The 20,427-nt window shown below is 65.7% G+C and carries 19 protein-coding genes and 1 pseudogene; 14 read left to right on the forward strand and 6 right to left on the reverse strand.

Annotation, left to right across the window (positions count from 1 at the left end; genetic code table 11):
- Window positions 1–90: 90 nt before the first annotated feature.
- The 7 genes from CAL28_RS24390 (at window position 91) to CAL28_RS24420 (ending at window position 9,461) form a co-directional block, all read left to right on the forward strand.
- Window positions 91–645, forward strand: a complete 555-nt coding sequence (locus CAL28_RS24390; protein WP_094843727.1) for a formate dehydrogenase subunit gamma — start codon at window positions 91–93, stop codon at window positions 643–645.
- A complete protein-coding gene (locus tag CAL28_RS24395) occupies window positions 642–2,210 on the forward strand; it encodes a formate dehydrogenase beta subunit (protein WP_094843728.1) in 1,569 nt (522 codons plus the stop codon). Before CAL28_RS24390 ends, CAL28_RS24395 begins: the two co-directional genes overlap by 4 nt.
- Window positions 2,211–2,260: 50 nt before the next feature.
- A complete protein-coding gene (fdhF, locus tag CAL28_RS24400) occupies window positions 2,261–5,125 on the forward strand; it encodes a formate dehydrogenase subunit alpha (protein ID WP_094843729.1) in 2,865 nt (954 codons plus the stop codon).
- 28 nt (window positions 5,126–5,153) lie between these two features.
- A complete protein-coding gene (fdhD, locus tag CAL28_RS24405; RefSeq protein ID WP_094843730.1) occupies window positions 5,154–5,969 on the forward strand; it encodes a formate dehydrogenase accessory sulfurtransferase FdhD in 816 nt (271 codons plus the stop codon).
- Between the two features lie 12 nt (window positions 5,970–5,981).
- Complete coding sequence (locus CAL28_RS24410) at window positions 5,982–6,239, forward strand: formate dehydrogenase subunit delta (protein WP_094843731.1); 258 nt, start codon at window positions 5,982–5,984, stop codon at window positions 6,237–6,239.
- Window positions 6,240–6,336: 97 nt separating this feature from the next.
- A complete protein-coding gene (locus CAL28_RS24415; RefSeq protein WP_094843732.1) occupies window positions 6,337–8,004 on the forward strand; it encodes an OFA family MFS transporter in 1,668 nt (555 codons plus the stop codon).
- Between the two features lie 1,154 nt (window positions 8,005–9,158).
- Window positions 9,159–9,461, forward strand: coding sequence for a putative quinol monooxygenase (locus CAL28_RS24420; protein WP_094843733.1), 303 nt, complete (start codon window positions 9,159–9,161; stop codon window positions 9,459–9,461).
- A 51-nt stretch (window positions 9,462–9,512) separates the two neighbouring features.
- On the opposite strand, the pseudogene CAL28_RS30100 reads toward CAL28_RS24420, so the two are convergent.
- Together CAL28_RS30100 and gcvA are read right to left on the reverse strand one after the other, a co-directional pair.
- A pseudogene (locus CAL28_RS30100) lies at window positions 9,513–9,677 on the reverse strand (integrase); the annotation flags it as partial.
- A 182-nt stretch (window positions 9,678–9,859) separates the two neighbouring features.
- Complete coding sequence (gene gcvA / locus CAL28_RS24430; protein WP_094843734.1) at window positions 9,860–10,771, reverse strand: transcriptional regulator GcvA; 912 nt, start codon at window positions 10,769–10,771, stop codon at window positions 9,860–9,862.
- Window positions 10,772–10,875: 104 nt separating this feature from the next.
- Between gcvA and yfcF the strand changes: the two genes are divergently transcribed.
- Both yfcF and CAL28_RS24440 read left to right on the forward strand, forming a co-directional pair.
- The gene (yfcF, locus tag CAL28_RS24435; RefSeq protein ID WP_094843735.1) at window positions 10,876–11,511 is read left to right on the forward strand and encodes a glutathione transferase; all 636 of its coding nucleotides are present in this window, start codon (window positions 10,876–10,878) and stop codon (window positions 11,509–11,511) included.
- A 431-nt stretch (window positions 11,512–11,942) separates the two neighbouring features.
- Window positions 11,943–12,377: a GNAT family N-acetyltransferase gene (locus CAL28_RS24440; protein WP_094843736.1), complete on the forward strand. Its 435-nt coding sequence runs from the start codon at window positions 11,943–11,945 to the stop codon at window positions 12,375–12,377.
- Between the two features lie 273 nt (window positions 12,378–12,650).
- Here CAL28_RS24440 and CAL28_RS24445 read toward each other — a convergent pair whose 3' ends face one another.
- The 3 genes from CAL28_RS24445 to CAL28_RS24455 form a co-directional block, all read right to left on the reverse strand.
- The gene (locus CAL28_RS24445; RefSeq protein ID WP_094843737.1) at window positions 12,651–13,115 is read right to left on the reverse strand and encodes a universal stress protein; all 465 of its coding nucleotides are present in this window, start codon (window positions 13,113–13,115) and stop codon (window positions 12,651–12,653) included.
- An 88-nt stretch (window positions 13,116–13,203) separates the two neighbouring features.
- Entirely contained in the window at window positions 13,204–13,554 is a 351-nt protein-coding gene (locus CAL28_RS24450) for a TIGR01244 family sulfur transferase (RefSeq protein ID WP_094843738.1), read from the reverse strand.
- Between the two features lie 79 nt (window positions 13,555–13,633).
- Window positions 13,634–15,037 (reverse strand): aminotransferase-like domain-containing protein, encoded by a 1,404-nt coding sequence (locus CAL28_RS24455; RefSeq protein ID WP_176464166.1) that lies wholly within the window; start codon window positions 15,035–15,037, stop codon window positions 13,634–13,636.
- Window positions 15,038–15,187: 150 nt separating this feature from the next.
- Here CAL28_RS24455 and CAL28_RS24460 point away from each other — a divergent pair, with 150 nt between their 5' ends.
- From CAL28_RS24460 to CAL28_RS24480, 5 genes are all read left to right on the forward strand, one after another.
- Window positions 15,188–16,111, forward strand: coding sequence for a DMT family transporter (locus tag CAL28_RS24460; protein WP_094843740.1), 924 nt, complete (start codon window positions 15,188–15,190; stop codon window positions 16,109–16,111).
- Between the two features lie 40 nt (window positions 16,112–16,151).
- Window positions 16,152–16,787, forward strand: a complete 636-nt coding sequence (locus CAL28_RS24465) for a LysE family translocator (protein WP_094843741.1) — start codon at window positions 16,152–16,154, stop codon at window positions 16,785–16,787.
- Window positions 16,788–16,863: 76 nt separating this feature from the next.
- Window positions 16,864–17,826: an alpha/beta hydrolase gene (locus CAL28_RS24470; protein ID WP_094843742.1), complete on the forward strand. Its 963-nt coding sequence runs from the start codon at window positions 16,864–16,866 to the stop codon at window positions 17,824–17,826.
- A gap of 69 nt (window positions 17,827–17,895) precedes the next feature.
- Window positions 17,896–18,828 carry a dihydrodipicolinate synthase family protein gene (locus tag CAL28_RS24475; protein ID WP_094843743.1) on the forward strand — a complete coding sequence of 311 codons (933 nt, stop codon included), beginning with the start codon at window positions 17,896–17,898 and terminating at the stop codon, window positions 18,826–18,828.
- A gap of 74 nt (window positions 18,829–18,902) precedes the next feature.
- Entirely contained in the window at window positions 18,903–19,553 is a 651-nt protein-coding gene (locus tag CAL28_RS24480) for a GntR family transcriptional regulator (RefSeq protein ID WP_094843744.1), read from the forward strand.
- 24 nt (window positions 19,554–19,577) lie between these two features.
- Here the strand turns inward: CAL28_RS24480 and CAL28_RS24485 are convergent, their stop codons facing one another.
- Window positions 19,578–20,417, reverse strand: coding sequence for a ChbG/HpnK family deacetylase (locus CAL28_RS24485; RefSeq protein WP_369597687.1), 840 nt, complete (start codon window positions 20,415–20,417; stop codon window positions 19,578–19,580).
- Window positions 20,418–20,427 lie beyond the last annotated feature (10 nt).

Raw genomic sequence — 20,427 nt, forward strand, 5'->3', positions numbered from 1 at the left:
CTTGGAAGAGGGAACGCGCGGCGTCCGGGGATGAAAGCATCCCCAGGGCTCGCCGGGGTGGCAAGAACCATAACGAGGAATGTGATTCCCATGCGAGAAGGTGAAGCCAGGGCAGACCTGGCATCCAATGCAGGCGCGCGCGGCGGCGAACTCGCCCAGCAGGCCGCCGCCCAATCCGGGCATCCCGCCATCGCGGCGGCCGCGCGGGCGATCGAGGCGCACAAGGATGTACCGGGCGCCCTGATGCCCATTCTGCATGCGGTTCAACACGAGCTGGGCTGTATCCCGCCCGAAGCCGTGCAACCCATCGCCGAGGCCCTCAACCTGTCGCGGGCCGAAGTGCATGGCGTCATCACCTTTTATCCGCATTTCCGCGAGGCCCCGGCCGGCCGCCACATGGTCGAGATCTGCCGCGCCGAATCCTGTCAGGCGATGGGCGGCGAACAGATCGCCGCCCACGCGCGCAAGAAGCTGGGTTGCGATTTCCATGCGACCAGCCCTGACGGCGCCTTCACGCTGGAACCGGTGTACTGCCTGGGCCTGTGCGCGCAATCGCCGGCCATGCTGATCGACGGCGTGCCCTACGCGCGGCTGACGACCAAGCGCTTCGACACCATCCTCGGCTATGTGAAGGAGGCGCCATGAGCGAACCCATCACCGTGTACGTGCCGTGCGACGCCGCCGCCTTGGCGGTGGGCGCCGATGACGTCGTCCGCGCCGTCCAGGCCCAGGCCGCCCGGCGCGGCGAGACGGTACGCATCGTGCGCAACGGGTCGCGCGGGCTGCTGTGGCTGGAACCCCTGGTCGAAATCGCCACGCCCGCGGGCCGCGTCGCGTACGGTCCCGTGCAGCCCGAGGACGTCGCCGCGCTGTTCGACGCCGATTGGCTGCGCGGCGGCGCGCATGCGCTGGGCCACGGCCCGACGGAAGAGATTCCCTACCTGAAGCGCCAGGAACGCCTGACCTTCGCCCGGGTCGGCATCACCGACCCGCTCAGCCTGGACGACTACCAGGCGCACGGCGGCCTGCAGGGCCTGCGGCGCGCGCTGGCCATGACGCCGGCCCAGGTGGTCCAGGAAGTCCAGGATTCGGGCCTGCGCGGCCGCGGCGGCGCCGCCTTCCCCACCGGCATCAAGTGGAAGACCGTGCTGACCACGCCGGCGGACCGCAAGTACATCGTCTGCAATGCGGATGAAGGCGATTCCGGCACCTTCGCGGACCGCATGCTGATGGAAGGCGACCCCTATGTGCTGATCGAAGGCATGGCCATCGCCGGGGTCGCAGTGGGCGCGACGCAGGGCTATATCTACGTGCGTTCGGAATACCCGCACGCCATCGCCGCGCTGCAGGCCGCCATCGGCCATGCTCGGGCGGCGGGCTGGCTGGGCGACGATATCCTGGGCAGCGGCCGGCGCTTCGACCTGGAAGTGCGCAAGGGCGCCGGCGCCTATATCTGCGGCGAAGAAACGTCCCTGCTGGAAAGCCTGGAAGGCAAGCGCGGCGTGGTCCGCGCCAAGCCGCCGCTGCCGGCCATCGCGGGCCTGTTCGGCAAGCCCACCGTCATCAACAACGTAATCTCGCTGGCCTCGGTGCCCATCATCATGGCGCGCGGAGCGGCCTGGTACCGAGACTTCGGCGTGGGCCGCTCGCAAGGCACCCTGCCCTTCCAGCTGGCCGGCAACCTGAAGCACGGCGGCCTGGTGGAAAAGGCCTTCGGCCTGACACTGCGCGAACTGCTCTACGACTTCGGCGGCGGCAGCGCCTCCGGCCGGCCGCTGCGCGCGGTGCAGGTGGGCGGGCCCCTGGGCGCCTACCTGCCCGAATCGCAGTGGGACGTCCCGCTGGACTACGAGGCCTACGTCCGGATTTCGGCGATGATCGGCCACGGCGGCCTGGTGGCCTTCGACGACACGGTCGATATGCAGTGGATGGCGCGCTACGCCATGGAGTTCTGCGCCATCGAATCCTGCGGCAAATGCACGCCCTGCCGCATCGGCTCCACACGAGGCATGGAAACCATAGACCGCATCGCCGCGCGTGGCCCGGACCACGCGCAGCAGGTGCATCTGCTGCGCGACCTGTGCGACACCATGCTGGGCGGCTCGCTCTGCGCGCTGGGCGGCATGGCACCGTATCCGGTGCTGTCCGCCCTGAACCATTTCCCCCAGGATTTCGGCCTATCGACCGCGACCGCGGCGCAACCGGCCTAGCAAGGCCCACCGCGGGCCTCGGCCGGCAAAGACAGATTGGAGACACCACTATGTTGGAAACCGTCATCAAGCGAGACCGGGACTACGGCACCCCGGCGCGGGTGTCCGAACAGCAGGTCAGCCTGACCATCGACGGCCAGGAAATCCGCGTACCGGCGGGCACCTCGGTGATGCGGGCGGCGGCGGAGGCGGGCATCAACATTCCCAAGCTGTGCGCCACCGATAGCCTGGAAGCCTTCGGTTCCTGCCGGCTGTGCCTGGTGGAAATCGACGGGCGGCGCGGCTATCCGGCTTCCTGCACCACGCCGGTCGAGGAAGGCATGGTCGTGCGCACGGAAACGCCCAAGCTGCACGACCTGCGGCGCGGCGTCATGGAGCTGTACATCTCGGATCATCCGCTGGACTGCCTGACCTGTCCGGCCAATGGCGATTGCGAACTCCAGGACATGGCGGGCGTCGTCGGCCTGCGCAATGTGCGCTACGGGTACCAGGGCGCCAACCACCTGAACGACGCGAAGGACGAATCGAATCCCTATTTCACGTACGACGCGTCCAAGTGCATCGTCTGCAACCGCTGCGTGCGGGCCTGCGAGGAAACGCAGGGCACCTTCGCGCTGACGATTTCCGGCAAGGGCTTCGAATCCCGCGTATCGGCCGGCCAGGACCAGCCTTTCCTGGACAGCGAATGCGTCTCGTGCGGCGCCTGCGTGCAGGCCTGCCCCACCGCCACGCTGCAGGAAAAGACCGTCATCATGATGGGCCAGGCCGAACACGCCGTGGTCACCACCTGCGCCTATTGCGGCGTGGGCTGCGGCTTCAAGGCGGAAATGAAAGGCCAGGAAGTCGTGCGCATGGTGCCGTGGAAGGACGGCCAGGCCAATCGCGGGCACTCCTGCGTAAAAGGCCGCTTCGCCTGGGGCTACGCGACGCACAAAGAGCGCGTCACCAAGCCGATGATACGCAAGCACATCACCGACCCGTGGCGCGAGGTATCGTGGGACGAGGCCATCTCGTATGCCGCCTCGGAATTCAAGCGCCTGCAGGAACGGTATGGCCGCGACTCGATCGGCGGCATCACATCGTCGCGCTGCACCAACGAGGAAACCTGGCTGGTACAGAAGCTGGTACGCGCCGGCTTCGGCACCAACAACGTCGATACCTGCGCCCGCGTGTGCCACTCGCCCACGGGCTACGGCCTGAAGCAGACGCTGGGCGAATCCGCCGGCACGCAGACCTTCGATTCCGTCATGCACTCGGACGTGATCGTGGTCATGGGGGCCAATCCCAGCAGCGGACACCCGGTGTTCGCCTCTCGCCTGAAACGCCGCCTGCGCGAAGGCGCGCGCCTGATCGTCATCGATCCGCGCCGCATCGAACTGGTCAGCTCGCCGCACATCAAGGCCGATTACCACCTGCAGGTGCGGCCCGGCACCAACGTCGCCCTGCTTTCCTCGCTGGCGCACGTGATCGCCACCGAAGGCCTGATCAACGAGGCCTTCGTCGCCGAGCGCTGCGAGAGCCGGCCCTTCCAGCAGTGGCGCGAATTCGTTTCGCGCCCGGAGAACTCGCCGGAAGCCATGGAAGCCGTGACCGGCGTGCCGGCCGCCGCCGTGCGCGGCGCGGCGCGCCTGTATGCCACCGGCGGCAATGCGGCAATCTACTACGGGCTGGGCGTCACCGAGCACAGCCAGGGGTCGACCACCGTCATGGGCATCGCCAACCTGGCCATGGCCACCGGCAACATCGGCCGCGAAGGGGTCGGCGTCAACCCGCTGCGCGGGCAGAACAACGTGCAGGGCTCCTGCGACATGGGGTCCTTCCCGCACGAGCTGCCGGGCTATCGCCATATCTCCGACGACACGGTGCGTGGCGAATTCGAACGAGACTGGGGCGTCACGCTGCAACCCGAGCCGGGCCTGCGCATCCCCAATATGTTCGAAGCCGCGCTGTCCGGCAGCTTCAAGGGCCTGTACTGCCAGGGCGAGGACATCGTGCAGTCCGATCCCAACACGCAGCATGTGGCGGCGGCACTGGCAGCGATGGAATGCATCGTGGTGCAGGACCTGTTCCTGAACGAAACCGCGAAGTACGCGCACGTCTTCCTGCCGGGTTCTTCCTTCCTGGAAAAGGACGGCACCTTCACCAATGCCGAACGGCGCATCTCGCGCGTGCGCAAGGTCATGGAACCGCGCAACGGCCTCTCGGATTGGGAAGTGACGGTGGCGCTGTCCAACGCCATGGGCTACCCCATGCACTACCGCCATCCCAGCGAAATCATGGAAGAGATCGCGCGGCTGACACCCACCTTCGCCGGTGTGACCTACGAAAAGCTGGACCGGCTGGGCAGCGTGCAATGGCCCTGCAATGACGAGGCGCCCGAAGGCACGCCGATCATGCACATCGACGAATTCGTGCGCGGCAAGGGCAAGTTCATCATCACGCAATACGTGCCCACGGAAGAACGCAGCACGCGCAAGTATCCCCTGCTGCTTACCACCGGCCGCATCCTGTCGCAGTACAACGTGGGCGCGCAGACCCGCCGCACCCCCAACGTCGTATGGCATGGCGAGGACGTCCTCGAAGTCCATCCGCAGGACGCGGAAGACCGCGGCATCGGCGAGGGCGATTGGGTGGGCGTGCAGAGCCGCTCGGGCGAGACCGTACTGCGCGCCGTCCTGACCGACCGCGTGCAGCCCGGCGTGGTATATACCACCTTCCACTTCCCGGAATCGGGCGCCAACGTGGTGACGACGAACAACTCCGACTGGGCCACCAATTGCCCCGAGTACAAGGTCACCGCCGTGCAGCTGACGCGGGTGTCGCAGCCCTCCGAATGGCAACGCCAATGGAGCCGCTTCAGCGACATCCAGCAAAAGCTGCTGGCCGAGCGCGAGACCGTGCCCGCCGGGAAATAGCCCGTACGCAAGGGACTATTGCAGCAATATGGAAAACCAGACATCGGCGCGCGCGCGGGTCCTTCGCATCCGGAACGGCGTGCTGGCGCGCGAACCGGATGACGACGTCCTGGCGGAAGAAACGCCCATCGCGCTGGAATACAACGGCATCAGCCACGCCACCATGCTGGCCACGCCGGCCGACCTGGAGGACTTCGCCGTCGGCTTCTCGCTGACGGAGGGCATCATCGACGGCGCGCGCGACGTGCGCGACATCGAAACGCGCACCAGCGCCGACGGCATCGTGCTGGCCTTGACGATATCCAGCGCGTGCGGGGCCCGGCTCAAGGAAAGGCGCCGCGCCCTGTCCGGCCGCACCGGCTGCGGCCTGTGCGGCGTGGAGACGCTGCCGGAAGTGCTGCGCGACGTCGCGGCCGTATCGTCCGGGCCGCCCGTGGGCATCGGCGCCGTGCTGCATGCCATGCGAACCCTGCGCGAACGCCAATCGCTGCATACGCTTACCGGCGCCACGCACGCCGCCGGCTGGGCGGGCGCGGACGGAACGATCGCGCTGGTACGCGAGGATGTGGGTCGGCACAACGCGCTGGATAAATTGATCGGCGCGCTGGCCCGGCAGCAGGATGGCGCGCCCGCGGCGGGCAGCGGCCTGATCGTCGTCTCCAGCCGCGCCAGTTTCGAAATGGTGCAGAAAACCGCGGCCGCCGGCGTCGGCATCCTGGCCGCGGTCTCGGCGCCCACCGCGCTCGCGCAGCGGCTGGCCGACCGGCTCGGCATCGCGCTACTGGGATTCATGCGCGACAACGACGCGACCTTGTACTCGCACGCCGAACGCATCTCCGCATAACAGGGAGCAAGAATGGAGATAGGCAATCTCATCCGCATGGCCAACCGCATCGGCGACTTTTTCGACGCCATGCCCGACCGCCCGGAGGCGATCGAAGGAGTGGCCAACCATATCCAGAAATTCTGGGAGCCGCGCATGCGCGTGGAATTGCTGGCGTTCGTCGAACGCCACCCGGATGGCATCGACGGCGATGTCCGGCTCAGTCCCATCGTGCTGGAAGCCGTCAAGGGAAACCGCGAACGCCTGACGCCGAGGGCAGCGGCGCATTGAAACAAGCAACAGGCAGGACCGCAGGCAGAAGACCCGGAAGCCGCGATCGCGCGTTCCCATCGCGGCATTCCGATTAAATCAATAACTAGGAGACAACATGAGCTCAGCGACCACGCTGGACCTGCCGGGCGGCAAGCCCGGTTTTCTGGATAAGGAAAGAACCATCGCGGGGCCCGGATTCAGCCGCTGGCTGGTACCGCCCGCCGCGCTCGCGATCCACCTTTGCATCGGCATGGCCTACGGGTTTTCCGTGTTCTGGCTGCCGCTGTCAAAGTCGCTGGGCGGCGCCACGCCGCTGGCCTGCCCCGCCGACATGAGCCTGGTCGCCGAGCTCTTCACCAAGAGCTGCGACTGGCGGATTTCCAGCATGACGGTGACCTACATCCTGTTTTTCGTCCTGCTGGGCTGCTCGGCCGCCGTGTGGGGCGGCTGGCTGGAGCGCGCCGGTCCGCGCAAGGCCGGCATCGTTTCGGCGGCCTGCTGGTGCGGCGGCCTGGTGATTTCCGCGGTGGGCATCTATGTGCACCAGCTATGGTTGCTGTGGCTGGGCTCCGGCGTAATCGGCGGCGTGGGCCTGGGGCTGGGCTATATCTCGCCGGTCAGCACCCTGATCAAGTGGTTTCCCGACCGCCGCGGCATGGCGACCGGCATGGCCATCATGGGCTTCGGCGGCGGTGCGATGGTCGGCGCCCCGCTGGCCAATCTGCTGATGCGCCACTACGCCTCTGCGAATTCCCCGGGCGTATGGGAAACCTTCCTGACACTGGCCGTGGTCTACGCGGTCTTCATGATCGCCGGGGCGCTATCCTATCGCGTGCCGGCGGCGAACTGGAAGCCCGAAGGCTGGACCCCGCCGCAGACGCGGACCGCCAACGCCATGATCACGCACGGCCATGTGCACGTGAAGAAGATCTGGGGCGTGCCGCAGTTCTGGCTGGTGTGGTGGGCGCTGTGCCTGAACGTGACCGCCGGCATCGGCATCCTGGGCATGGCTTCGCCATTGCTGCAGGAAGTGTTCGCCGGCCGGCTGATCGGACAGGACGCGCTGAGTTTCTCGCAATTGAACAAGGAACAGCTGGCCGCCATCGCCACCATCGCGGCAGGCTTCACCGGCCTGCTCAGCTTGTTCAATATCGGCGGGCGTTTCGTGTGGGCCAGCCTGTCGGACAAGCTAGGCCGCAAAATGACCTATTGCACCTTCTTCGTGCTGGGCTTCGTGCTGTATGCATCCGTGCCGTGGTCCGCGCACGCCGGCCACCTGGCGCTGTTCGTCGGGGCGTTCTGCATCATCCTGTCGATGTACGGCGGCGGTTTCGCCACCGTTCCCGCTTATCTGGCCGATCTGTTCGGCACGCAAATGGTAGGCGCCATCCATGGCCGCGTGCTGACCGCCTGGTCGGCCGCCGGCATCTTCGGCCCGGTGCTGATCAGCAATGTGCGCGAGTACCAGCTGTCGATCGGCGTCCCGCGTGCCCAGGTGTACGACATCACCATGTATATCCTGGCCGGCCTGCTGATCGTCGGCCTGCTGTGCAACCTGGCGATACGACCGGTCAACCCCAAGCATTTCATGAACGACGAGGAACTGGCCCGCGAAAAAGCACTGGCGCACGAACGTGTCAGCGCGGCCAGCGTTCACGGGGAATCCACCTCCACCTTCAAGACCCCCCGCTCGGTCATCGCCTTCGGCTGGGCCTGCGTGTGCATCCCGCTGGCCTGGGGCATCTGGGTGACGCTGCAGCAGGCTGTGGTGTTGTTTCGGTAGGGTAGTTTCTCCGAAGCGCTGTGCGCTTCCCTCATCAAGGGGGGCGTTGATGGTTGCTGTCGGGGCGTGTCTTTCTGATGCCGTCCGTCGGGGGTGGTGCCTGTCGGGGCCAGCCCGGAGGAGCCGGTCCGGCGCCTTCGCGCCGGACTCCCGCGTTGTCATCCTCGTACGGCGGCCGAAGTGGCGGTGGTTTTCTTGCGTTTTTTTTGCCCGGCCGTCCTTCCTTCGGATTCCCTCGCGCGGCTCCAACGGGCTGGCCCCGACAGGCACCACCCCCGACGGACTCCGGTTTGCCTTAATTACGGTCGCCGCGACGGGGTGCGTTCTTGCGCTTCGTGGATGGTGAATGCTGCCGTAGGAAGATTTTGCGGCGCACGTCGATCGCTGGCCGCCCAGCGCGGCCAGCGATCGCCTACACAAGGCGTCATGCCGCGGGTGCTTTCGTGCGAGGGTCTGGCATCTGGAGTGGATGCCGTTGCATGCGTACGCCAGCAGGTGACCTTGGGCGAGATGGCGAACGAGCCGCGATGGTCAGTGAGCCGTGGCATTGGCCCCGAACGCGTACGGGACTGCCAGGATTGAGGGGGTGTCCGCGGTATCCGGGGACCTGCGGGAGGGTCTTAGAGCGAGGCTGTCAGAAATTTTGCGTCCGTGGCATCCAAGCACGTCGCATTCCACGTGTCGAAGTTCACTTGGCTTGGCATTTCGGTCACCTAGTTTGAAATTCGAGTGTCGAATGTCACTCACCTTGGAAGTGACGGTGCCCCGACTTTTCGCGCAACGCCATAGCCTGCCGAGAGAGATTTACTGATGAGGTCGGCGAACGGCGGTAGGCGTCGGGCGACCGTAGACATGGTTCGACGGCCGCTATCGACCCACTGCAGCAAAGACAGCGTGTCGCCCGCTAGTCCTTTCATTCGGTCGAGAAACACGACCGCGACCACGAGCGGTTTGATAATGCTGATCAATACGGTGAAGCCCACCAGGATGTTCGAAATCAGACCGTGTATCAGGAGACTCTTTGCTATATGCTGGTGCGACGGTGCTTCCGATCAATACACCATCGGCGACGGTAGTCACGCGCCATACATGCACGAAGAGATCATTTGGGGTTTCGGTCGATACCCCCAATCGGCATCAACAAAGAGGCAAGCATGGTCAAGACTGCGTTGTTCGTCCGGCTCGAAGCGAAGCCGGGCAAGGAGCAGGAAGTCGAAAACTTCCTGATGAGCGGACTGCCGCTCGTCGAGCAGGAACCCGCGACGATTGCGTGGTTCGGGCTGAAAATCGCGCCGTCGGTGTACGGCATCTTCGATGCGTTCCCCGACGATGCCGGACGCCAGGCGCACCTCTCCGGCAAAGTAGCCGAGGCGCTGATGGCGAAGGCGCCCGACCTCTTCGCCAAACCGCCGGAAATCATGAACATTGATGTACTCGCGGCGAAGCTGCCATCGTAGCCGCGCCGGATTCGGGTGCGGGACTTGCCGCCACACGCATGATCCTGCCCGTTCGATTGCGAGATTGAACATCGCGAGTTCTCGGATATTCGACGCCACCTGAAGTCTCGTTCGGATTACCCAAATCTCTCCAAGCTTCAGCGGCGGCTTCTGCCCGGTGAGTTTGCCCTTGTTCCATGGCACACGACGGTCAACGGCGACATTCTCGGATTCCATGACAATCTCCTTTCGAGTAAAGGGAGATTCAGTGTGCTCCTACGGAGCGTCGCTATCCGACCCATTGGATTGCGACCGACTTTGATCCGAAGTTTCCAATCCTGGAAGTCTTTCAAAATCAGGCGGCTGCAAGGAGCGTTTACGACAGATTTTTGTTTCTCGCCTTCAAATCGATATCCTGCTCAGTCCACCGCCTCCCCAGTCTGCGTCTTGAAGATCGAGATTTCCCCCTTCAGCCATTCACGAAACGCCTGGACCTGGGGCTTGTGCAGTGCTTGCGGCGGACAGGCAAGATAGTAGTCCCCGGGGCTTTTGACCGCCACGTCAAACAGCCGCACCAACTCCCCCGACGCAATCTCCTGCATCGCCACCACATGCCGCACCAGTGCGATGCCGTCCCCGGCCACGGCCGAGCGGATCAGCATCGACAAATCCTGAAAGCGAACGCCCCCGGTGGGCTCGGCAAGCGTCAGATCCGCTGCCTGAAACCACGGCAGCCAGGGTTCAGCCGAGCGCAATAGTTGCGCCGTTTTGAGCTGGCGCGGGGTGGTCGGCAGACGCCCCTGGTTGTAGCCAGGGCTTGCGACCGGGTAGTACGAGTCGCCCATTAGCCGCTCCACCGCCAGGCCGGGGTATTGGCCTTGGCCAAAACGGATGCCCACGTCAATACCATCGCGCACCAGATCGTGCAGCCGTCCGCTGGTCTGCAAAACCAGCTCTGTGCCCGGGTTCTGTTCAATGAATTTGCCAAGGCGCGGGGCCAACCAGCGCGCGGCAAATGAAGGGATGGACGACACTGTGAGTCGCGTTTGCCGCGTCTCATCGCGTAACGCGTGGGTAGCCTGCGCGATGTCTTGCAATGCGTTGCGCACCGCATGTGCGAACTGCGCGCCCTGTAGGGTGATCGTCAAACGCTTGCCATGCCGGGTAAAAAGGGCGACACGCAGGTCTTGCTCCAACGCCCTGACCTGGTGGCTGACGGCACCATGGGTGACATGGATTTCATCGGCGGCGCGGGAAAAGTTCTGATGCCGGGCGGCGGCTTCAAAGGCGCGCAAGGCGAGTAGATTGGGCAACTGGTGTAAGTCTGTCATGAGTCTATGTGAATTAATTTAGCAAGGATGTCAAAGATAAATCGTTTTGTGCGCGGCAACTGCGCCCATAGACTTCACCTACGTTTTATTTTTGGAACCCGCCCATGCCGCAGAACCTGCCGACCCTTTTTGTTGACCACCAGTTCACCAGCCCCTACGCGCTGTCCGTGTACGTCACCTTGCTTGAGAAAGGCATTGCGTTCGCCACCGAACGCCTGGACTTGGCTGCGCGGCAACACCAGCAAGCGGCGTATTGTCAGCAGTCTCTGACGGCCCGGGTTCCCACGCTGGTGCACGAGGGTTTCACCTTGTCAGAGTCCAGCGCCATTAGCGAGTATCTAGAAGACGTCTTTGCGCCGCCCGCGTATGCGGCGGTCTACCCGCAAGACGCGCGACTTCGCGCCCGTGCCCGGCAAGTCCAGGCCTGGCTGCGCAGCGACCTCCTGCCCATTCGCAACGAGCGCGGCACGGACACGGTGTTCATCCAACCCACCGCAACGCCCTTGAGCGCCGCCGCACGGGAAGCCGCTGACAAGCTGTTCCGGGTGGCCGAGCAACTGCTGCCCGCGCAGGCCGGAAACCTTTTTGGCAACTGGTGCATTGCCGACACCGATCTGGCGCTGATGCTCAACCGCTTGACCATGAACGGTGATGCCGTCCCTGAACGCCTCAAAGCCTACGCCGCGCGGCAGTGGCAGCGCCCCAGCGTGCAGCAGTGGGTGCAACAGCAGCGCGCTTGATTTCCGTTCGGCCCTGAACGCCTGCTGCCTGCGCCCTGTGGCGCAGACAGCGCGAGCGGCGCAACGGTCAGTGCGAGGTGAAACGGACGGGTAAGAGGCCCCGGACCCGGCCGCTGATACGGGCGCGCCATCGCATGTCCAATCCACCCGCCGCCATGTACGGACATGAGGGCGCGGCTACGGACTATAGTCACTGAACGGCAGAATCGGCCATCCATGAAGCACAAGAATCCAGCTCGTCGCAGCGACCGTAATTAAGGCAAACCGCGGTCCGTCTGGGGTGGAGCCTGTCGGGGCCAGCCCGTTGGAGCCGCGTGAGGGAATCTGTAGGTATGACGGCGGACGCGCAGCGTATGGCCATTGATGAAGTGCAGGCCCTGTAGGGATAATGCCGAGCGGAGGCAGTTTCGCCTCGGCCAACCGAGAGCAACATGGAATATGAGTTCTCCACGGACATCGATCGCCTCGACATTTCGTTAATACACGGCTTCCTCAGCAAAGACTCTACGTGGGCGCGCGGAATATCTCGACGCCTGGTGGAAAAATCGATTGAAAACTCGTTGTGCTTCGGCCTTTATGACGCCGGAAAGCAGATCGGATTCGCGCGAGTAGTCACCGACAAAGCAACCTTTGCGCATTTGGTTGACGTGTTCATTGTTCCCGGCGAACGAGGGAAAGGATTGAGCCGCAGACTGGTGGAGTATGTATTGGCACACCCCGATCTCCAGGGCCTGCGGCGTTTCACTCTGACCAGCTCTACCGCGCCATGGCTGTACGAGAAGTTGGGTTGGACAGCCCTACGCTCCCCTCATATATTCATGGAGCGGTACGACCCGGACGTCTATACAAAAACGGAAGATCGTTAGATATCTTCTCACTCCGTCCAGTGGGCGTAAGCAGCCGGCAACCTACCATCCGACACACCGCCACCATGAAGCAACGTCGTTGACGTTGTCACGGTCTCCCGACACGCTGCGATATTGTTTATTTGGCTCTGCAACGCCCTCGATAAATCGAGGATCGGTGTACCTGCACCAAACATGCCCTCGGCCTCATGACCGAGGGACATGCATCCTATCGGATCGGGCAATGCAATCGGCGTCAATGCGTCCAGATTTGCCCGGCTCCGGAGCAGCAGGTCAGGATTTTTCTTCCTTGACGCGATAGACCAGTACCGCGACGTGGGCGAGCGACAGAACTTTGGCGGTGACGCTGCCCAGCAGCAGGCGCGACAGGCCGCTGCGTCCATGGCTGCCGATGAAGATCAGGTCGCAGCCGTTTTCCTGCGCGGCCTGGACGATGCCGTCGGCCACGTTGAAATTGGAGATGGCGCGCGACGTGCCTTTGACGTTGGCCGTTTCCGCGCGGTCCAGAACCTGCTTCAGATAGCGCTTCGACTGCTCGGCCGAAGCCTTCTCGTAGTCCTCGTCCGTGATCGCGTAGGCGGCCGCCATGCCGTCGAAGCCGATGGTCGCGGCGAATGGCTGGGTGACGTGCAGGGCAACGATTTCCGCGCCGACGGAGCGGGCAAAGCAAACCCCAGCGTTCGCCGCCTGGGCGGACAGCGGAGACCCGTCGGTGGGAATAAGGATTTTCTTGAACATGTCCAGCTCCTTACACGGTGTTATGTGTACCCCATCCTACCGGAAAAGCGCCGGACGCGGCAGAGCAGTGTCCCCAGGCCGAAACCCTTTAGCGCGCACCCGCTTGCTGCGACGCAACGAAGAGATTGGTGCAGCGGGTCCCTGTCCGGCAATAGGCCAGGATGGGCTGCGGCAGCGTTTCCAGCAGCTTGCCGAAACGGCTGACGTCGTCGGCGGTCATGCCGCCGCTGATGACCGGCTGGTATTCGACCTTCAGGCCGGCGTTCAGCGCGGCCTCGGACACCGCCGCCGCTGTCGGCTGGTCCGGCCCGCCCTCGTAGTCCGGCCGGTTGATGATCACGCTTTTGAAGCCGGCGGCGGCCACGGCCGCCATATCGTCGGGTGACAGCTGCGGCGCGACGGCGAACGATTCGGTCAGGCGATTGATGGGAACGGACATGATGATCTTCCTTTGACGTAGTGCTTCGGGGACGGCCCCTATCACGCGAGTATATGCGGGACGCCGCGGCTCATGTCCCCTAGGCTGGCTCGCGCACCAGCTGCCGCAGCAACTGCCAGGCCGGCGCGTTATCCACCATGCTGGCGGAAAACCGCAGGTATGTCGACGGCGCCTGCGATGGCGAGAACAGCGAGCCCGGCGCCAGCAGCATGTTATGCGCGGCAGCGGCGCGCGCCAGCCCTTCGGCGTCGCGGCCGCAATCGGCCCAGATGAACATGCCGGCATGCGGCATATCGCGGATGCGCATGCCAAGATCCAGCAGGCGCCTGGCGCATCGCTCGCGCGCTTCGTCGACACGGACGCGTACCCGCTCCACATGGCGACGGAACTGGCCGTCGGCCAGGATACGATGGACCACGCGCTCGCCCAGCTCGGGCGAGGTCAGGCCGGCCAGCATTTTCAGGTCCGCCAGCTTCTGCAGCAAGGTCGGGGCGGCGGCGACATAGCCCACGCGCAGGCTGGGCGCCAGCATCTTGGAAAAACCGCCCACCAGTATCACGCGATTGAGCCGGTCCAGCACCGACAGCCGCATGGCGTTGCCCGGATGCAGCTCCGCATAGGTATCGTCCTCGATCACCGTGAAATCGTAGCGTTCGGCGATGCGCAGGACATCGTAGGCGGCGCCGGCCGACAAGGTATGCCCGGTCGGGTTGTGCACCACGCTGTTGACGATGAACAACTTGGGACGGTGCTGGGCGGCGAGCTTTTCCAATACCTCCACGTCCGGGCCGGCGGGTGTGCGCGGCACGCCGATCACGCGCGCGCCGATCGCCGCGAGGCGGCCGAATATCACGAACCAGGCCGGATCCTCGACCAGTACAGTATCGCCGGGACCGACCAGCAGACGGGCGATCAGGTCCAGGCCGTGCGTGACGCCATTGGTCGTCAATAGATTGTGCTCCGGATGCGCCGGCACGCCGATGCCTTGCAACTGCGCCGCGATTTGCTGGCGCAGCGCCGGGAAACCCTGCGGATGCCCGTAGGAAAGGAAATTACCCCGCACGGTGCGGCCAACGGCGCGCACGGCGCCGGCAATCATCTCGGCATCCAGCCAGTCCGCCGGCAGCAAACCCGCGCCGCCCGGCATCCCCGGCGCGGCGGATTCGCGGAACATGCTGCGCAGCAGCCACGAAATATCGATACGCGCCGGCGTATCCAGCGTGGCTTCCGGCGCCGGAACCGCCGCGGCGGCGCGGGCGGTATCGCGCGGCGCGACGAAAAACCCGGCGCCGCGCCGCGATTGGACCAGCCCGCTCGCGGCCAGGCGATCGTAGGCCTCTACCACGGTAAAGCGGCTGACACCGGCTTGCTGCGCCATGGCGCGGATGGAGGGCAGGCGCGATCCCGGCCGCAGGCCCTCGTGGATACGGCGGGTCAGGTCGTCCGCCAGCTGGCTGGCCAGGGTGACATCGTTGCCGCGCACGGGGCGCCAGGCGGGGGGAGGCGGAGAAAGTGTCATGGTGAAGGCGCCAGGCCAGTTATTGCAGTGAACTGGGTAGGTGTACCGGTACTGTACCGGAACCCATGCGTAGAGTGTCATTTTCCCGCTCCGGCCTCAACCCTGGTTTCCACCATGACGCGCCCGTCCACGACTATTGCATCGCTGTCATCCGCCCCCGTCGCGCCGCACGGCTGGACGGGCTACGGCGCGGCCCTGCTCGGCATCCTGATTTTCAGCCTGACCCTGCCGATGTCGCGCATCGCGGTCGCGGAACTGCATCCTCTGCTGGTGGGCCTGGGCCGGGCGCTGGCCGCCGCGGTGCCCGCCGCCCTGCTGCTATGGCTGACGCGCAGCCGCCTGCCGCGACGCGAGGAAAGATACGGGGTGGTCCTGGCGGCGCTCGGCGTCGTGGTGGGCTGGCCCATCGCGTCGACGCTGGCCATGCAATCGGTGCCCGCCGCGCACGGCGCGGTGATCAACGGCCTGCTGCCGCTATCGACCGCGGCTTTCGCGGCCCTGGGCAGCGGCGAGCGTCCGTCACGGCAATTCTGGGCGTGGGCGCTGGCGGGCGCCGGTCTGGTCGCCGCCTTTGCCCTGCGCGAAGGCGGCGGCGCGCCGCAGGTGGGCGATCTATGGCTGCTGCTGGCCGTCGCGCTGGGCGGGATGGGCTACGCGGAAGGCGCGCGGGTTTCGCGCACCCTGGGCGGGTGGCGCACGATCTGCTGGGCGCTGGTATTCAGCGCGCCCTTCATCGCGGCGCCGGTCGCGTGGATGGCCGCGCATACGCCGGTGGCGCCGTCGCCGGCCGCCTGGATGGCGCTGGCCTACCTGTCCTTCGGCTCCATGTTCCTGGGCTTTTTCGCCTGGTATCGCGGGCTGGCGCGCGGCGGCATCGCGCGCGTCGGACAAGTACAACTGCTGCAGCCCTTTATTACCGTCGCGGCGGCGGCGGTGCTATTCGGCGAGCAAGTCACCCCCGCCACGCTGGCCTTCGCGCTGGCCGTCATCGCGGTCATCGCCGGCGGCAAGGCCGCGGCGGCGCCGGGCCGGAAGTAGCCCGCGCCGGACCAGGAACAATCCGCATGGACAGTAAGACATGACCGATTCCATCCCCCTGCTTTCGGCCAGCCTGCTGGGACCACTGGCCCTGTTTTCGCTGGTCAGCTCGATCACCCCGGGCCCCAACAACATCATGCTCGCTTCGTCGGGGCTGAACTTCGGCTTCCGGCGCACCGTACCGCATATGCTCGGCGTCAATATCGGCTTCTCGCTGATGATCCTGCTGGTGGGCGCGGGCCTGGGCGCGGTCTTCCATAGTGTGCCGCTGCTGTACACGCTGCTGAAGTACGGCGGCGCGGCGTACCTGCTGTACCTGGCGTGGAAGATCGCCACCGCGGGCGAAATCCGCGAAGGGGGCCGCCGCGCCCGCCCGTTCACCTTCCTCCAGGCCGCGGCCTTCCAATGGATCAATCCCAAGGCCTGGGTCATGGTGGTCGGCGTGGCCGCCACCTATATTCCCGAATCGGGTTTCTTCATGAACCTGCTGGTGGCCACCCTGGTATGCGGCATCGTCAATCTGCCCAGCATCGGCGTGTGGGTCACTTTCGGCACGGCCTTGCGGCGCGTGCTGCACCGGCCCGGCGTGGTGCGCGCCTTCAACCTCACCATGGCCGCGCTGCTGGTCGTATCGCTGTACCCTATCGCGCTGGACCTGGCGGAACACCTGGGATAAGCGCCCCGCGGACGGGAACCCCGGATAAGCGTCCCCGCCGGGAGGAACCCCGCCACCAGAGGGTGGTCTATCTTCCATGCCTCGCCCGCCACGCCTGCCCATCCGTATCAGCCTGCGCCGCGCCCTGGCTTGCGCGCTGCTGGCCGCGACCGCCGTCGTGGGCTGCACGCAGCTGGACGCCTGGCAGCGGGAAGCCATTTTTTCCCCGGCCCAGGGCGACCAGCGCTGGTTCAGCGAACCGCCCGCGGGCACGCGCGTCTTCGACCTTCCCGTCGCGCCCGGACAGCACGTGCGCGCCTGGTACTGGCAAAGTCCGGATCCGGCCGCCCCGGCCGTCCTGTACCTGCATGGCGCGCGTTGGAACCTGAACGGCAGCGCCTTTCGCATGACCAGCTGGACACGTCTGGGTTATTCCGTACTGGCCATCGACTATCGCGGTTTCGGCGATTCCACCCGGATGCTGCCATCCGAGGAAAGCGCCGGCCAGGATGCCGCCGAGGCCCTGCGGGAACTCGCCAGGCGACAACCCGACCCGGCCAGGCGCTTCGTCTATGGGCACAGCCTGGGCGGCGCCATTGCCATCGACTTGGCCTCGCGCAAGGACCTGCCCGCCTTCGCCGGGCTGATCGTCGAATCCAGCTTCACCAGCATCGCCGCCATGGTGCAGACGCTTAAATGGGGCTGGGTGCCAGGGGCCAGCCTGCTGGTCACGCAGCCGTTCGACTCCCTGGACAAGCTGGCCGACCTGACCACGCCGGTGCTCTTCCTGCACGGGACCGGCGACCGGGTGGTCCCGCATACCATGAGCGACCAATTGTTCGCCGCCGCGCAGCGGGTGGCGCCCAGCCTGAAACGCCTGGTGAAAATAGACGGCGCATCGCATTCGGGCGCCGTGCGCAGCGGACCGGTCTACGACGAGGCGGTGGAATCCTTCGTACGCGATGCCACCCGGGCATATCGCGGCGCGCCCATGCCGCAACGCCCTCCCGTGGACGCGCGCACCGGCGACACGGCGGCCGGGCAATCGCCTCCGTTGTAAATATATTAACGAGCCGGTAGACTGGGCCGTCGGCGCGCATGGGCGCCCTTTCCCTTCCGGAGAACGACCTTGAACCGTAGCCGCTGGCAGGGGGTATTTCCCGCCGTCACGACCAAATTCCGCGAAGACGAGTCGCTGGACCACGAGGAAATGCGGCGGCACTTCGCCTTCCTGATCGATAACGGCGTCCACGGGATGGTGACCTGCGGATCCCTGGGGGAAGCCAGCACACTGTCGATGGAAGAAAAGCTGGCGGTCGCCCGGACTGCGGTGGAAGTCAGCGACGGGCGCATCCCCGTGCTGGCCAATGTCTCGGAAACCAGCACCCGCGACGCCCTGCGCTATGTGAAGGCAGCGGTCGACCTGGGTGTAGACGGCTTCATGGTGATGCCGTCCGTCCTGTACGTGGCCGATGCCCGCGAAGCGATGCAGAACGTGCGCGCCATCGCCGAGGCGGCCAGGAAGCCCTGCATGATCTACAACAATCCGGTCGCCTACCGCGTGGACCTGAAGCCGGAACACATGGCGCAACTGGCCGACTGCGAATGGCTGGCCGCCATCAAGGAAAGTACCGACGACATCCGCCGCATCACCGACCTGCGCAATGCGCTGGGCACGCGCTACCAGCTCTTCATCGGTGTCGACGATCTGTCGTTCGAAGCGCTGGCGCTCGGCGCCGACGGCTTGCTGGCCGGGCTGGTCACCGCCTTCCCCCGCGAAACGGTCGCCCTCTACGACCTGATGAAAGCGGGCGAATGGGCGCAGGCGCTCAAGCTTTACCAGTGGTTCACGCCGCTGCTGCACCTGGACGTATCGACCAAGCTGGTGCAGAACATCAAGCTGGCCGAAACGCTGGCCGGCGTCGGCAATGAAAACGTCCGCCGGCCCCGCCTGCCATTGGCCGGCGACGAGCGAGCCCGCGTGGAAGCCATCGTCAGGTCGGCGCTGGAAAAACGGCCGGAGGAATTCCGGTCGCACCCGATAACGTCGCGACGCGCTTGAGCCGCACCGCCGGCGGCCAGGCTCCGTTACCATACGGCCGCCGACGATGACGAAGTGACAACACGACCTGGACCATGAGCGCAGCCCTGCCCAAACGCCGAGCCGCCGACGTCGCCTATGACGCCGTCGAGAGCATGATCGCCACTTTGGAGCTGCAGCCCGGCAGCCCGGTGGTCGAAGCCGATCTCGTACAACGTACCGGCCTGGGACGCACGCCCTTGCGCGAGGCACTGCTGCGGATGGTCACCGCCGGCCTGATCACGCAAGAGCCCCGGCGCGGCCTGCGCGTGTCCAATGTGCAATTGTCCGATCACCTGGACCTGATCCAGACGCGGCGCGCGCTGGAACAACTGATCGCCACGGCGGCGGCCCGGCGCGCCACCCCGCCGCAAAGGGCCATCATCCTGGACTGCGGCACCAACATGATGCGCGCGGCCGAGGGCGGCAACCTGGACGACTATATGCGCGCGGACCAGATGCTGGATCACGCCTGCCACGACGCCTGCCGCAACGTATCGGCCGTGACGGCCGTCACGCCGCTGTTGATCCAATGCCGCCGCTTCTGGTATGCCTACCAGCATGAAGGCGATATCAAGGAAGGCGCGCGCCACCACATGGCCATGGCCGAAGGCATCGCCAGCGGCGACGAACGCGCAGCGGCACATGGCGCCGACGCGCTGATGGACTACCTGGAAGCGTTCGCGCGCAAGGTCATCGACGCATAGCGCCATGCGCGCGGGGGACGGCCGTCAGTCGTCGGCGTAGCGGACGACGCGCAGCCCGATGGAGGACATCCAGCCGCCCAGGCCGGGCTTGGACAGGACCTGGTATTCCGCGCCGCGCTGCGCGTCCATGCCCTGCCTGCCGCCTGCGGGCATGGCCGGATGGCACATCAGCAGGTCGCCGTCACAGGAATTGCGCAGCCACAGCATAAGCAGCGTGTCGTAGGCCTGCGCGCCGCCCTGGAAATCGTAGACGCCCAGGAAGCGACGATTGGTGCGCCGACCCGCCTGCGCGGCCGCCCGGGCGAACGCAGCCGCGCCCAGCGCCGCGATGATCCGCGCCTTGCGGCGCAGAGGCCGGGGCACGCCATCCAGGCAGCCCGGCGCCGTATAGCGCAGCCAGGGCCCGCGGCCAGGATAGCGGCGAGCCAGCACGGCGAACAGCGCCTGGCGGATCTGCGGCAATTGATGCACGTGCTGGTGGCCATCGATGAAATCGGGCGCTCGGCCCATTGCCGCCTCGAAGGCATCCAGCTGGCGTTCGATCTGGCGCATCACGCGTCCGCCGTCCAGCATGTGCGCGTACGCGAAAGGGATCAGGCGCGACAACGGCATGTAGAGGCCCGATTCGCCCAGCGCTTCCGTGAAATTCAGATGCAGGCCGACGTCGATGTCCAGCTCGCGCAGGCGCGGGGCATCGAGGCGGAACGCCGGCGCCTGCGACAGGCAGCCCACGGCGCTGATCCGCCCCGCGCGCGCCAGCCCGATCACTCCCTCGTTGATCGCCGCGTTCATGCCAAAATCGTCGGCGCATACGACAATGCGTCTGACATCCGCATAAGCATGCGCGGGTCCCTCTGACATCATCGCCTTGGAA

The sequence above is a fragment of the Bordetella genomosp. 11 genome (assembly GCF_002261215.1).
Taxonomy (GTDB): Bacteria; Pseudomonadota; Gammaproteobacteria; order Burkholderiales; family Burkholderiaceae_B; genus Bordetella_C.